The 13,734-nt window shown below is 59.2% G+C and carries 10 protein-coding genes; 8 read left to right on the forward strand and 2 right to left on the reverse strand.

Annotated elements, in window-relative coordinates:
• Positions 1-3: 3 nt before the first annotated feature.
• The 3 genes from K9B32_RS17780 to K9B32_RS17790 are packed head-to-tail and all read left to right on the forward strand — an operon-like array spanning position 4 to position 2,696.
• Positions 4-768: an amino acid ABC transporter ATP-binding protein gene (locus tag K9B32_RS17780; RefSeq protein ID WP_224564493.1), complete on the forward strand. Its 765-nt coding sequence runs from the start codon at positions 4-6 to the stop codon at positions 766-768.
• 19 nt (positions 769-787) lie between these two features.
• Positions 788-1,864 carry a Gfo/Idh/MocA family protein gene (locus tag K9B32_RS17785; RefSeq protein ID WP_224564496.1) on the forward strand — a complete coding sequence of 359 codons (1,077 nt, stop codon included), beginning with the start codon at positions 788-790 and terminating at the stop codon, positions 1,862-1,864.
• A gap of 1 nt (position 1,865) precedes the next feature.
• Positions 1,866-2,696, forward strand: coding sequence for a shikimate dehydrogenase family protein (locus tag K9B32_RS17790; RefSeq protein ID WP_224564498.1), 831 nt, complete (start codon positions 1,866-1,868; stop codon positions 2,694-2,696).
• A gap of 11 nt (positions 2,697-2,707) precedes the next feature.
• On the opposite strand, the gene K9B32_RS17795 is transcribed toward K9B32_RS17790, so the two are convergent.
• Positions 2,708-3,025, reverse strand: a complete 318-nt coding sequence (locus K9B32_RS17795; RefSeq protein WP_318013350.1) for a DUF6665 family protein — start codon at positions 3,023-3,025, stop codon at positions 2,708-2,710.
• 673 nt (positions 3,026-3,698) lie between these two features.
• On the opposite strand from K9B32_RS17795, the gene K9B32_RS17800 reads away from it, so the two are divergent.
• The 5 genes from K9B32_RS17800 (at position 3,699) to fhuB (ending at position 11,651) form a co-directional block, all read left to right on the forward strand.
• Entirely contained in the window at positions 3,699-5,417 is a 1,719-nt protein-coding gene (locus tag K9B32_RS17800; protein ID WP_224564501.1) for an ABC transporter ATP-binding protein, read from the forward strand.
• Positions 5,418-5,496: 79 nt separating this feature from the next.
• Entirely contained in the window at positions 5,497-6,381 is an 885-nt protein-coding gene (locus K9B32_RS17805; RefSeq protein WP_224564503.1) for a helix-turn-helix domain-containing protein, read from the forward strand.
• A 164-nt stretch (positions 6,382-6,545) separates the two neighbouring features.
• Positions 6,546-8,720: a TonB-dependent siderophore receptor gene (locus K9B32_RS17810; protein ID WP_224564505.1), complete on the forward strand. Its 2,175-nt coding sequence runs from the start codon at positions 6,546-6,548 to the stop codon at positions 8,718-8,720.
• Positions 8,721-8,776: 56 nt separating this feature from the next.
• On the forward strand, positions 8,777-9,664 hold the full coding sequence (locus K9B32_RS17815) for an ABC transporter substrate-binding protein (RefSeq protein ID WP_224564507.1): 888 nt from the start codon (positions 8,777-8,779) through the stop codon (positions 9,662-9,664).
• Positions 9,657-11,651, forward strand: coding sequence for a Fe(3+)-hydroxamate ABC transporter permease FhuB (fhuB, locus tag K9B32_RS17820; RefSeq protein ID WP_224564704.1), 1,995 nt, complete (start codon positions 9,657-9,659; stop codon positions 11,649-11,651). The genes K9B32_RS17815 and fhuB overlap by 8 nt, the downstream gene beginning before the upstream one ends.
• 496 nt (positions 11,652-12,147) lie before the next feature.
• Here the strand turns inward: fhuB and K9B32_RS17825 are convergent, their stop codons facing one another.
• Entirely contained in the window at positions 12,148-13,458 is a 1,311-nt protein-coding gene (locus K9B32_RS17825) for a hemolysin family protein (RefSeq protein WP_224564508.1), read from the reverse strand.
• Positions 13,459-13,734 lie beyond the last annotated feature (276 nt).

Genomic DNA, 13,734 nt, shown 5'->3' on the forward strand with positions numbered 1-13,734 from the left:
CTCATGAACAGTCCTTGGCCCGCATCGACCACCGAGACCGTTATCACCATGAGCCACGTGGAGAAGTGGTATGGCGCCTTTCAGGCCCTGCACGATATCAACCTGTCGGTTCTAAAGGGCGAAAGGATTGTGCTGTGCGGTCCGTCCGGCAGCGGAAAGTCGACGCTGATCCGCTGCATCAACCATCTGGAGACCTATCAGAAGGGGGAAATCCGCGTCGGCGGCATCCTGCTCGCAAACCAGGCGAAGGCGATCGACGCGATCCGCCGCGAAGTCGGCATGGTCTTCCAGCAGTTCAATCTCTTTCCCCATCTGACCGTGTTGCAGAATTGCATGCTAGCGCCGATGCGCGCGCTTGGCGTTGGAAGGGCGGAGGCGGAGGAGCGCGCACGTTCTCTGCTTGGCCGGGTCAAGATCCTCGAACAGGCAGGCAAATATCCTGTGCAGCTTTCCGGTGGCCAACAGCAGCGCGTCGCGATTGCACGGGCGCTCTGCATGCGCCCGAAGATCATGCTCTTCGATGAGCCGACCTCGGCTCTCGATCCGGAAATGGTCAAGGAAGTGCTCGATACCATGATCAGCCTCGCCGACGAAGGCATGACGATGGTCTGCGTGACACATGAAATGGGCTTCGCCCGGCAGGTCGCAAACCGCGTCATCTTCATGGCGAGCGGCGCGATCGTCGAGGAGGCGCCTCCCGGGGAGTTCTTCACCAATCCCAGCCATGAGCGCACACGCAAATTCCTCGGTGAAATCCTGCGCAACTAGGACCTTTGAGGGAATTCTCATGTCAGCACCATCGCAGACGGCTCCCTTGAAAATCGCGGTGATGGGCGCCGGTCTCATCGGTCAGCGCCATATCGAAGGCATTCTGGCCGAGCCGCGCACGATACTTTCCGCCGTCATCGATCCCTCTGATGCCGGGCGTGACTTTGCGGCAAGCAAGGGCGCGTCATGGTTTTCCACGCTTGCCGAGGCGACAGCAGCCAAGCGCCCGGACGGCGTAATTGTTGCCACCCCGAACCAACTTCATGTCGACAACGCCCTCAAGGCCATTGCAACGGAAATTCCCGTCCTTGTCGAGAAGCCGATCGCCGACAATGCGGAAGCAGCCGCCCTCCTCGTTGCCGCCGGCACAAAGGCAGGCGTCCCCATCCTGGTTGGCCACCATCGCCGTCATAGCCCCATGATACGGGCGGCAAAACGCGTTCTCGACAGCGGTCGGCTCGGTAAGATCCTGACTGTCCAGGCAACATTCTGGGTCGCCAAGCCGGACGGCTACTTCGATATCGACTGGCGCCGACAGGAAGGTGCGGGGCCGACCTTCATCAACCTGATCCATGACGTTGATCTCTTCCGCTATTTCTTCGGCGAGGTCGAATCCGTCCATGCAATGGAGTCAAATTCTGCCCGCCAGTACCTTGTCGAGGATACCCTCGTCATCCTGCTCCGTTTCGCGGGCGGTGTGCTCGCAACGTTGAATGCATCCGATGCTGTCGCCTCTCCCTGGAGCTGGGAGATGACGACTGGGGAGAACCCGGCGTTTCCGCAGCAGCATCAATTTTGCTACCAGATCGGCGGGACCGGCGGATCGCTGGCCATTCCCCAACTCGCGCTTTGGACCAATGCGTCGAAGCCGGATTGGCTTGAACCGCTTGTCAAGGAACACGTGCCATTCACTCCGGCCGATCCACTGGCGCTACAGCTTCAACACTTCTGCGATGTCATTCGTCGTGAAGCGGAGCCACTTGTCGGCGGCAAGGAAGGGCTTGCCACCTTGCGCGTGATCGAGGCGATCAAGGCATCGGCGCGGTCAGGCGAGACGATCCACCTGGACAAAGTCCAGGTTCGACGAGGTCATTGAAATGATTACTGGGACCACACGGCTAATTGCTCATCTCGGCTATCCGACAGAGTCATTCAAGGCTCCCCTGATCTACAATCCCTATTTCGAAAAGAGTGGCATCGACGCCGTCGTCGTACCAATGGGTTGCAAGCCCGAAGACTATCCGTCGTTCCTCAAGCTCGTCTTCAAACTTTCGAATATTCACGGCGCCCTCGTCACGATGCCCCACAAGATTACGACAATGGGGTTGATCGACGAGGTGTCGACGAATGCGAAAGTGGCCGGCTCCTGCAACGCGGTCAGGCTCGCGCCGGACGGACGGTTGATGGGCGACATGTTTGACGGCGAAGGTTTCGTGAGGGGACTCTTGCGCAAGGGACAAACGATAACAGGGGCGCAGGTATTGATCGTCGGCGCAGGCGGTGTCGGATCGGCGATCGCTGCGTCACTGGCAGGCGCTGGCGTGCGCCGGATTTCGCTTCATGATGACAACGCTGTCACGCTCAATGGGCTTAAAAGCCGTCTGACGACACACTATCCGAAGACAGAAGTGACTGCTGGCTCGAATGACCCGACGGGTTTCGATATCGTCGTCAACGCGACACCGCTCGGAATGCGCAAGGACGATCCGTTGCCGCTTGATGTGTCTCGGCTTTCTGCGTCCACTTTCGTGGGCGAGGTCGTCATGAAGGAAGAAATCACGCCGCTGCTCGCTGCGGCACGCGCGCGTGGATGCCCATTTCAGGTTGGCACGGATATGTTGTTCGAGCAGATCCCGGCCTATCTGGAATTCTTTGGATTTCCAACGACAACGGCAGATGACCTGCGATCGATCGCAAGGCTTCAATGATCGCGCTCCGCTCATTTGCGCATCGCGCCAAGCCTTGCAAGAACCTCGTCGGGGATTTCGTAGCGCTTGATGACATCCCTCCCATTGTGGAGTCCGCAGATCTCGCGTTGAATAAACAACGCCCAAACGGCCTCGGAGGCGTCGTCGAGAAGGCTTTGTCGGTCAATTCTTCGGTCTTGTGCCGACCACGCTGCAAGCCTCGCCAGCGCGGCTTCCGCTTTCCTGCCCTGACGACCCAAAGCGTCCGCTCGCGCTGAGGCAAGCTCATATTCCAATGGATTCAAGGCACTCGACTGGCTGGAGAGTGATCGTGGTGGCCTCAGACTCACAATGTCTCCTTTCCCGGATTTCCGCTCCATTCTCGTCAGGCAGCGAAGTCGCGTTGCCATCGGGCTTCCTAGATGCATCAACCAACCCGCTCAGTTGGTATGGCATGCTTCCTTCTTCCCATCACGCGTCAGCGCGCTTCCCGGCCCTTGATCCAAAACTCCATATCACTGTTGGCGTAGTAGCGGCCGCCGTCGCCCTAAACGACCTGCGGCAGACTGATCTCGGCCGATGAACCCGAGAAGACAAGCACATCACGGCCCCTTCGCCAAACTCGATCATCAATCGGCTCGTTTCACGCCTTGCGCCAGCGTGTCATCCATCGGATGACGCTCCGGTCGACAACCAAGTCTAACCCCGCAGCGCTCTTGAAGAAAGGCATCGCGTCGTTGGCCCTGCTTCCAAAGCGTGCTCACGCTTCGTGAGCATCGGCATACTGTTTGACGTTCGCGCGTTTTCATAAGCGAGCAAAATAGAACCGGTGACGCCGCTGTAACGTCGCCAACAAGCATTGCGATCCGAGCCTTCAAGGCGCGAGCCGCACGATGTTGCATTTGGGCGTGCAACGCACTATCCAGCCCGCTTCAGAATATGGAGAAACCAGGTCATGTTTTCTCCAATGCGGATCTTTGGCTGATCGGATTCGGCCGTCCCCTGCTCATTTCGAGTGCTTCAATGCTGCGTCGCTTCTTCTCCTATTATCGGCCGTATCGCGGCCTTTTCATGCTCGACTTTTCCTGCGCCATTCTGTCAGGCCTGTTGGAGCTCGGCTTTCCCATGGCCGTCAAGCTGTTCGTGGACAGGCTCCTGCTCAGCCAGGAATGGCTGTTGATCCTGCTTGCGTCGGCCGCTTTGCTTGCAATCTATGTTGTCAATACCGGCCTCATGGCGGTCGTCACCTATTGGGGCCATATGCTTGGTATCAATATCGAGACAGACATGCGCCGCGCGGCGTTCAATCATCTGCAGAAGCTGTCTTTCAACTATTTCGACAACCAAAAGACCGGACATATCGTCGGGCGGCTGACGAAGGATCTCGAAGAGATTGGCGAAGTCGCCCATCACGGCCCCGAGGACCTTTTCATCGCATTGATGACCTTTGCCGGCGCCTTGCTGCTGATGTTCTCGGTCAACTGGCAACTGGCACTGATAACGGCAGTTGTCGTACCCCTGACAGCCTGGGTGACGAGCCATTTCGGGAGCCGCATGACGCAGAATTTCCGTCGTCTCTTCGACAGGGTCGGCGACTTCAACACCCGCATTGAGGAAAATGTCGGCGGCATCCGCGTCGTGCAGGCTTTCGCCAACGAGAACTACGAGCGCACGCTCTTCGAAAAGGACAATCAGAGCTATCGGCGCGTCAAGCTTGACGCCTACAAGCTCATGGCGGCAAGCAGCTCGCTGAGCTATATGAGCATGCGGCTGACGCAGATGGTCGTGATGATCGCCGGGGCTTATTTCGTGCTCTCTGGCAACCTCACCGCCGGCGGCTTCATCGGTTTCCTGCTTCTCGTCGGCGTCTTTTTCCGTCCTGTCGAAAAGATCAACTCCGTCATTGAAACCTATCCCAAGGGCATCGCCGGCTTCCGACGCTTCACGCAGCTTATCGATACCGAGCCAGATATCGCAGACGCACCTGATGCCGTCACGGTCGGCCATCTCAAGGGCGAGATCGCCTATGAGGACGTTTCTTTTGGATACAGTTCGGCAGCGGCGGTGTTCGAGCGTGTCAATCTGACGATCCGCGCCGGGGAAACGATCGCTTTCGTCGGCCCTTCTGGGGCCGGCAAGACGACGATCTGTTCGCTCCTGCCGCGTTTCTACGAGGTTGGCAGTGGCCGCATCACGATAGATGGCCTCGACATCCGCGACATGACCAAGGTGTCCCTGCGGCAACAGATCGGCATTGTGCAGCAGGACGTCTTCCTGTTCGGCGGCACGATCCGCGAGAATATCGCCTACGGCCGATTGGGTGCCAGCGATGGTGAGATTGTCGAGGCAGCCCGCCGGGCACGGCTTGAGGATATGCTTGCGGGGCTGCCCGCGGGTCTCGATACCGTCATCGGCGAGCGCGGCGTCAAGCTTTCCGGCGGACAGAAGCAGCGTGTTGCCATTGCGCGCATGTTCCTGAAGAACCCTCCCATCCTGATCCTCGACGAAGCGACGTCGGCTCTCGACACTGAGACGGAGCGCGCCATCCAGCGCTCACTTGCGGAGCTGTCGGAAGGACGCACGACCCTCGTCATCGCCCATCGGCTCGGGACCATCCAGGGAGCGGATCGCATTGTCGTCGTCGATGACAATGGCATCGTTGAGCAGGGCACACATGAAGACCTCATCGCCAAGCGTGGCGCCTATAACCGGCTGCATGATGCACAGATGAGGAACCACTGAAAAACCTGAAACGTCACGATTGATGCGATGCAATAAACTTGATAATTGCACACATGTTTTATAGTTGCAGGACAGTGCCATGACATTTCAGCCGCGCATGCAGAACGCGATCGAGGGGTTCTCGGTCGTTGGCGGGCTCAGGCGTCGAAACTGGAACGGCATTGCAGCCGACCTGTGGGATGTCGAATGCGGCGCCTATGCCGGCGGACATTACGTGGCGCGCGATCCGCGGCTCTTCATCCTTCTCGACCATCTCGGGCGCGGTCGTCCTTCGGTCAGGCGTTCGGCGACGGCAGCCGGGACACCGCAGGACCGTCGAGCGAGTCCAATTTCCTATATCCCGGCGGAAATGGAACTGTGGGTGGACATCACAGAGGTACACTCGATGCGTCATCTCGATGTCCATTTCGATGCCGATGTCATCAGCCAGCGGCTGATGGAAGATATCGATCCGCAAAAGCTGAGAGAGCCGCAACTGCTCTTCTTCGACCAGCGGGCCATGGCGCTTGCCGAACTGATTGCCACGGAGATCGCCAGTCCCACTCCGTTGCATGATCTCTACGGCGATGGTCTTGCGCTCTCACTTGTCATCGACGTGCTGAAGATGGTCAAGACGCCACCCCGCAAGCGCGGTGAACTGGCATCGTGGCAATTGCGCCGCGCCACCGAGTTCATGCGGGAGCATTGCGGTCGCAACATCCGCCTGCAGGAACTGGCCGAACTGGCGGGGCTGTCGCAGTCGCATTTCAGCCATTCGTTCAAGGCCTCTACCGGCCTCACGCCACATGATTGGCAGATGAACGCCAGACTTGAGCTTGCCAAAGAGCTGCTGCGCGATAGCGATCAAGGCCTCACCGCAATCGCCGTTGAAACGGGCTTTTCCGACCAGGCGCATTTCACACGTGTCTTTCGCAAGCACGTCGGCACGACACCGGCGCGCTGGAAGCGGTCGAAGTGTGAGTGATGCATTTTTGCAAAGATCTGCCCATGAATTTTGAAATTGCCCAAAATCGTTCAATGGCCGCTGATCGGGCCAAGCCCGACCTTTAAATTTGAGTTAATCGCTCAGCTTATTACAGCTGGCGCCTGGCAGGCCGCCGGCGGGCCTATGAGCGGGGTGGTAGGAATATGCAAAAAGTAGAAGGTTTCCAGGGCGCGCGGCGGGCTTTGAGTGCGAGTGTCGCGCTGATCGGTCTTTGCGCGGCCTGGACGGCTCAGGCGCAGACCGCCGACACGGCACTTGCGCCGATCGTCGTCCAGGGTAAGAGCGCCGACAACAAAGCGATCGGTCCCGTGAACGGATACGTCGCCAAGGAAACCACGACGGGATCGAAGACCGACACGCCGCTCAACGAAATTCCACAGGCCGTCTCCGTTGTCGGAAGGCAGGAAATGGATGACCGCGGCGTCGTCAACAAGGTCGATGAAGCCTTGCGCTATACGCCTGGCGTGACCACTGCTCCTTATGGCACCGACCCTGATACCGACTGGTTTTATATTCGCGGCTTCAACGCCACGCAAACCGGCGTTTTCCTGGATGGCCTCAGCCTGTTCAGCTATGGCTTCGGCGGCTTCCAGATCGATCCATTCATGCTGGAGCGTGTCGAAGTGCTGAAGGGGCCTGCCTCGGTTCTTTACGGCGGCTCCAACCCAGGTGGCATCGTCAATATGATACGCAAGCGACCGACCGACGAGCCCTATTCCTATACCGAGACCGGCATCAACAGTAACGGCAACGGGTTCGGCGGTTTCGACTTTTCTGGCAAGGTCGGCAGCAGCGATACCATGAGTTATCGCCTGACCGGCAAGATCGCCGGCGGCGACAACTATTCCGATTTCTCGCATGACCTGCGCGGCTTCATCGTGCCGCAGCTAACGGTCTCTCCGGACGCCTCCACTAACTTCACCGTATGGGCCTACGCTGGCGGGCTCGATCAGGTGCACGTCGGCAACGGGTTCCTCCCCTATGTCGGCACCGTGGTGGACGCACCGTTCGGCAAGATACGCCGCGACTTCTTCCCGGGCGAACCGGACAGCGATACCGGTCGCTACAATCAGGAAATGGTCGGCTATGAGCTGGAGCACGAGTTCGACAACGGCTGGAAACTGTCGTCGAACTTTCGCTACGGGCATCTCAACAAGTATGAATTCGGACCCTACCCCTACGGCTATGTCGGCGGCACGCCGACGGCGCCGAACTACGACCTGCTACGCATCGGTTTTGAGGGCGATACCAGCGCCGACACATTGGCATTTGACAATCGCGTCGAGACCGATTTTGAGCTCGGCGGTGCCAACCATACCGTCATGGCGGGGATAGACTACCGCTACTATCGCATCGATAATGTTCAAAACTCGCTGTTCGGGACGACGCCAATCAGCCCGGTTGACCCGATCTACGGGCTGCCGCTACCGCCCAACAACCCGCTTTACAATCAGGTTCTGGCGATGAACCAGCTTGGCGTCTACGCCCAGGACCAGATCCGCTTCGGTGATGGCTGGATAGCCACGCTTAACGGCCGCTACGACTATGTGCGCAGCGAGATGGACGATCGGCTGCCCGCCAATGACGACTTCCGCACCTCTGAAGGCGCATGGAGCGGTCGGGCGGGCCTCGCCTATGAGTTCACCAATGGCGTGACGCCTTACATCAGTGCCGCAAGCTTCTTCAACCCGCTGGTTGGGCTCGGCGCGCAAGGCCCGCTGGTGCCGGAGGAAGGCGAGCAGTTTGAAGCCGGTGTAAAATACGAGCCGATCTTCATGGATGCGACCTTCACGGCCTCGGTCTTCCACATCAACAAGCGCAACAACGTCGTGTCGATCGCAGTGCCACCGTGGCAGGATCAATTGGGTGAAGTCAGATCCCAGGGCGTCGAACTGGAAGGCAAGGTCAACCTCAACGATAACTGGAAGGTTCTCAGCTCAGTTGCCTATAATGATGTCGAGGTCACCAGGAACGATCCCAACCCATCGCTTGTCGGGAAAACCCCGTACATCGTGCCGGATGTTACAGCCTCCTTGTGGCTCGACTACACCGTGACGACAGGCACGCTCGAGGGCCTGAGCCTCGGCGCAGGTGTGCGTTACAAGGGTGAATCGTGGGCCGACGAAGCCAATACGCTCAAGGTTCCCGACGCGACACTTGTTGACGCCGCGGTCCGTTACAAAAAGAACGACTGGGTCGCGTCACTCAACGTCACCAACATATTTGACAAGGTATACGTGGAAAGCTGCGGCGGTGTGGGCGCATGCGGTTATGGTGACGCACGCACCTTCACCTTCAAGCTGAGCAAGGTCTGGTAGCATAATAATTTTGCATATGAAGAAGGCCCTTCCGGACCTTCTTCGCGCGACTGGAGATGAATTTGAGCGCATCACTGCTCACCCGCAGGACTTTTCTGGCTGGAGCGGCCACGTTCGTCACGAGTGTGGCGCAAGGCCGGTCGCCAGAACCACGGGTTGCCACGCTCGACTGGGCGCTCCTGGAAACGCTGCTTGCGATCGGTGCCAACGTGGTTGCGGCGACGGAACTGCGCCAATTCAGGCAGATCGCCGTGACGCCCGAAGTGCCGGAGACCGTGACTGATCTCGGGCTGCGCGGGACGCCGAACCTTGAGGTCTTGCGCTTCGCCCACCCCGACCTGATCGTCAACTCCAACTTCTACGCCTGGGCCGATCCGCTGATGAGCCGCATTGCAGCGGTCGAAAGTCATGCGATCTATGTGCCCGGAAGAAGTCCCTACGAACTGGCCGAACAGGCAACACTGGCAATTGGCGAACGCCTTGAGCGCAAGGAGGCGCGGCAGCTGGTCAAGGATCTCGCTGCGAAACTGGATCGTTATAAGTCCCTGTTTGCCGAAAGCGGCGATGGACGCCCTATCTTGCCAATCAATCTCGGCGATGCCCGCCACTACCGGGTGTTTGGTTCCGACAGCATGTTCGGTGAAGTATTGCAGCGGGTCGGGCTGTCGAACGCCTGGAAAGGAGCGACCAGCTATTCCGCCACGGCACCTGTCGGCATTGAAACTCTGGCGTCCATGCCCGATGCCTGGATCCTCCTCATTCCGCCGCATCCGCAAGATGCGTTCGATGCCCTGACAGGAAGTGTATTCTGGAACGCGCTTCCGGCCGTGCGCGAGGGCCGCATCCTGACGACCGGTTCGATCAACCCCTATGGCGCGCTTCCGGCCGCAAGTCGCTTCGCCGACTTTCTGGCGCAAGGATTCTCCCGTGTCCGAAATGGCTAGCCTTTCCATACCACGCACTCATTTCAGACCAACCATGCCGGCCTGGGTGCTTGCGGTTGCATGCGTCACGTCCTTCGTCCTTCTACTGCTGCTGCGTCCCCAGGTGCCCGGCGATCCCGAGCAAGCCAAGGCACTCGACGCGATCCTGCTCTGGAGCAGCCTTATGCCACGAGCAGTGGTCGCTCTGATCTCAGGGGCTGCACTGGGCCTCGCCGGGGCGCTGCTGCAGCGCATCTTGCGCAATCCAATCGCCGATGCCTCGACACTCGGCATCGCCTCCGGCGCGCAGCTGGCGCTGACGATCGGTCTTGGTTTTTCGCCCGTCCTTGCCGGTGTCTCGCGTGAGCTCATCGCCTTTGCCGGTGGTCTGGGCGCCGTTGCCCTTGCCCTTGCCTTGAGTTGGCGCCGCGGTCTTGATCCGGTCACCGTGGCCATCTGTGGCATGATCGTCAGCATGGTGGCATCCTCACTTAGCGTTACGCTGGTGCTGGCGCGTGGCGAATATGCCATGTCGATCCATATCTGGGGCGCCGGCGCCCTCAACCAGCAGGATTGGGGTGGCGTAACATCGCTTTCACCTCAGCTCGCTGCTGGTCTTATCGCCGCGCTGCTTTTGCTCAGGCCGCTCAATGTGCTGGCTTTGGACGATACCAGCGCCAAAGGTCTCGGTGTTTCGCTACACGCCGTCCGGCTTGCCATTCTAATGCTTGCCGTTTGGCTGTCGGCCTCCGTCACCGCGACGGTCGGCATCATTGGTTTCCTCGGGCTTGCCGCGCCGGCGATCGCGCGGCTTTGCGGTGCGCGCACCACGCGTCAGATCCTGACGACTGCGCCTCTTGCCGGCGCCGGGGTGTTGTTTCTGACGGATTGCCTGACGCAGCTGCTCGGTCCAGGCTTTTCCGACCTCGCGCCGACGGGAGCAGCCACCGCGCTCATCGGCGGTCCGCTCCTGCTGTTTTTGCTGCCGCGCGTCCCCGGGCAGGCGGCGGTTACGGCAAGATCGGCCGGGGCTGTGCGACGTCGATTGCGACCAGCACCGGCGCTTCTGCTTCTCGCTGCTGGCTTTCTGCTTGTGTTCGTAGCCGTGCTTGTTGTTGGACCGACCGATGGCGGCTGGAGAGTAGCCATCGGCTCGCTGCTCTTAGATCTTCTCCCGTTCCGGCTGCCGCGCATTGTCGTTGCGGCCGGAGCAGGAGCGATGCTGGGTGCGGCCGGCTTCATCATGCAGCGCGTGACCGGCAATCCGCTGGCTAGCCCCGAGATGCTCGGCGTCTCCTCCGGCGCCGGGGCTGGACTGACGGTGACGCTATTCATATTCGCCTTCCCCTCGCCTCCAATCATGATCGCCGGCATGGCATCAGGCGCACTGGCTTCATTCCTGGCCATGATCGCCATTGCGCGGCGCGCCGGGCTATCGGCGGAGGCACTCCTGCTTGCCGGTGTTGCCATCAGCGCTTTGTGTTTTGCAATCATCGGCATGGTGCTCGCCCAGGGAGACATGCGAAGCTACATTCTGCTGACCTGGATATCGGGCTCGACCAACCGCGCTGGCACGCTCGAAGCCTGGACGGCAATCATCTCGCTAACCGTTCTGACAGTACCGCTCTTCCTGATGACGCGCTGGTTCGCGATCCTGCCGCTTGGTACGGGGTTGGCGCGCAGTGTCGGACTTCGCGTCACATCAACACGGCTGCTGCTTGCAGCCTTCGCCGCGCTGATGACCGCGATCTCTTCCTTCCTCATTGGACCGCTCAGCCTCACCGGCTTGATCGCACCCCACCTGTCGAGATTGATCGGCTTTCGACGGGCCAGCGAAAACCTGCTCGCGGCCATGCTGATCGGCGCCGGCCTGCTTCTCGTTGCCGACTGGTTATCGCGTGTGGTCATCTATCCCTACCAGGTGCCGGTCGGCCTGTTCGCCGCCCTGATCGGAGGACCGTATCTTCTCTGGCTCCTCGGCCGAAAGGAAGCGCGCTCATCACTCTAGGACCCGACCAATAGGCACTCCGGGAGAGGGCAAGCCAATAGTTAGGTTTGGGCACGGTCACATCGACCGAGGTTACATTCCGTAACGCAAGGTCGATGCATCCGGGTGCAAGCATAATGTCAGCCAGTTCAGTGAACAGATTGATTATTTGATGATTTCGATCACGCGGTGCATATGTGGATCGACGATCACGCGTTGCTTGTTGATCACCCGCGTAACAGTGGGCGTCATTTGCTGGGGATCGTGTGTATTTCGACCGATGACGGCCGTTCCGTTGCGACAATGATATCACCATCATAGGCAACGAACGGACCGTCCTAGCCGGTTATCTAGGTTCTCACCTCGCCAGGCACGGTCACAACAGCCGTCTGGGCCATGACGGTGCCGGTAAAGCTGCTACAGCTTTTTGCAAGAGCTTTCATATCTGCCTCCATAGGTGAAAGGGGGAACTCCTTTCCACATGAAGGTTCCGCACGAACGAGCAGGTCCGATCGACTTACTGAAGTGTATGGCTTCCGCCATCGTCGAGCGGCGCTTCAGCGGTCAAGAGAAGCTTGTCGATTCTGCGTCCATCAAGGTCGACCACCTCGAACCGCCAGCCGTTCATCACGAAACTCTCGCCGACGTCAGGCAGATGCTTCATCTCTTCCAGCACGAGCCCTGCAACCGTCTGATAATCCCTGTCACTATCAATTTGGAAGCCCATGAAATCGGCAAACTCATCGATCGGCGTCCAGCCCGATACGAGATAGCTGCCATCGTGGCGGCGTACGATCGCCTTCTCGCCAATCGAGTCCTCCTGGACCGCGCCCAGGATTGCTTCCAGAATGTCGCCGGAGGTGATGACGCCTTCAAAGTGGCCATATTCGTCATAGACCAGCACCATGTGGCAGCGTGAACGACGAATGGCCTGAATGACGTCGAGAGCGCCTGACAGATCAGATACGATCGGCACTTCCTGCACAATAGCGGTGATGTCGACATGGCCGGACGACGCAAGCGCGTCGTAAAAATCCTTCGTCAAAAGCACGCCGATGATTTCGTCGGAGCTATTCTTGCGCACTGGCAGTCGCGCCTGCGCGGTGCGGCGAAGTTGATCCCGAATCTCGTTGAAACCGTCCTCGACATCGATCACCTCCACCTCCCGGCGCGGTGTCATCAAGGCTCTGGCATTTCGGTCGGCCAAACGCATGACACCAGAGATCATCGCAGACTCTTCCATCTCGATGACACCAGCGCTGTGCGCCTCTGCCAGTACGGTCTTGATTTCTTCATCGGTCACCACGTCACCGGACTTGCCCGATTGACCAAGAAGACGAAGGATGGTGCGGCCGGAGAAGTCCAACAGCCAGACGAGCGGTGCGGCCAGGCGAGACAGAAGCATCATCGCCGGAGCGACTTTGCTTGCAACCGTCTCGGGGGCGCGAAGCGCGATCTGCTTTGGTACCAATTCGCCAACGATCAGCGACAGGTATGTGATGGCGACAACGACCGAGCCGACCCCGAGTGCATCGGCTGCGGCCTGTGACAAGCCGTGGGTGCCTAGCCAACCGGCCAGTCGCGCGCCAAGCGTGGCACCCGAGAATGCACCGGACAGTACGCCAACGAGCGTAATGCCGATCTGTACGGTCGACAAAAACCTTCCGGGCTGCTCAGCGAGCCGGATTGCCATGGCGGCCCCGCGGCTTCCCTGATCGGCCATGACTTTGAGACGAGCCGGCCGTGAGGAAACGACAGCAAGCTCGGACATGGCGAGGACGCCATTCAAGATGGTGAGAATAACAACGATTGAAATTTCGAGAAGCAAAAATAGGAACCCTGTAATTTCGAAACTACGCGAAACATAGGCATTCTCCCACAGAACACCAGCGCCAAGCCGGTCGCAACGACTGTTTCTTTCGCTTCTTACAAGATCGCCAGCATTGCAGGGGATCGGATCACCGCAACACAGCTAGGAACCATAGCCAGGCACGCTTCGCTGCATCTCCGCCGCGATTTTTGAGCCATCCTTGGCAAGCATCGTTGGCGCCTGCCAAGCCTGCTCGATTGACGCCAACCAGTTCGCCGTGACTGCATGTTGATC

Source organism: Rhizobium sp. 3T7 (genome assembly GCF_020166565.1).
In the GTDB taxonomy this organism is placed as follows: domain Bacteria; phylum Pseudomonadota; class Alphaproteobacteria; order Rhizobiales; family Rhizobiaceae; genus Rhizobium.

Coding starts and splice junctions, on each gene's coding strand:
- K9B32_RS17780 (WP_224564493.1), top strand. CDS start 4: ATGAACAGTCCTTGGCCCGCATCGACCACCGAGACCGTTATCACCATG.
- K9B32_RS17785 (WP_224564496.1), top strand. CDS start 788: ATGTCAGCACCATCGCAGACGGCTCCCTTGAAAATCGCGGTGATGGGC.
- K9B32_RS17790 (WP_224564498.1), top strand. CDS start 1,866: ATGATTACTGGGACCACACGGCTAATTGCTCATCTCGGCTATCCGACA.
- K9B32_RS17800 (WP_224564501.1), top strand. CDS start 3,699: ATGCTGCGTCGCTTCTTCTCCTATTATCGGCCGTATCGCGGCCTTTTC.
- K9B32_RS17805 (WP_224564503.1), top strand. CDS start 5,497: ATGACATTTCAGCCGCGCATGCAGAACGCGATCGAGGGGTTCTCGGTC.
- K9B32_RS17810 (WP_224564505.1), top strand. CDS start 6,546: ATGCAAAAAGTAGAAGGTTTCCAGGGCGCGCGGCGGGCTTTGAGTGCG.
- K9B32_RS17815 (WP_224564507.1), top strand. CDS start 8,777: ATGAATTTGAGCGCATCACTGCTCACCCGCAGGACTTTTCTGGCTGGA.
- fhuB (WP_224564704.1), top strand. CDS start 9,657: ATGGCTAGCCTTTCCATACCACGCACTCATTTCAGACCAACCATGCCG.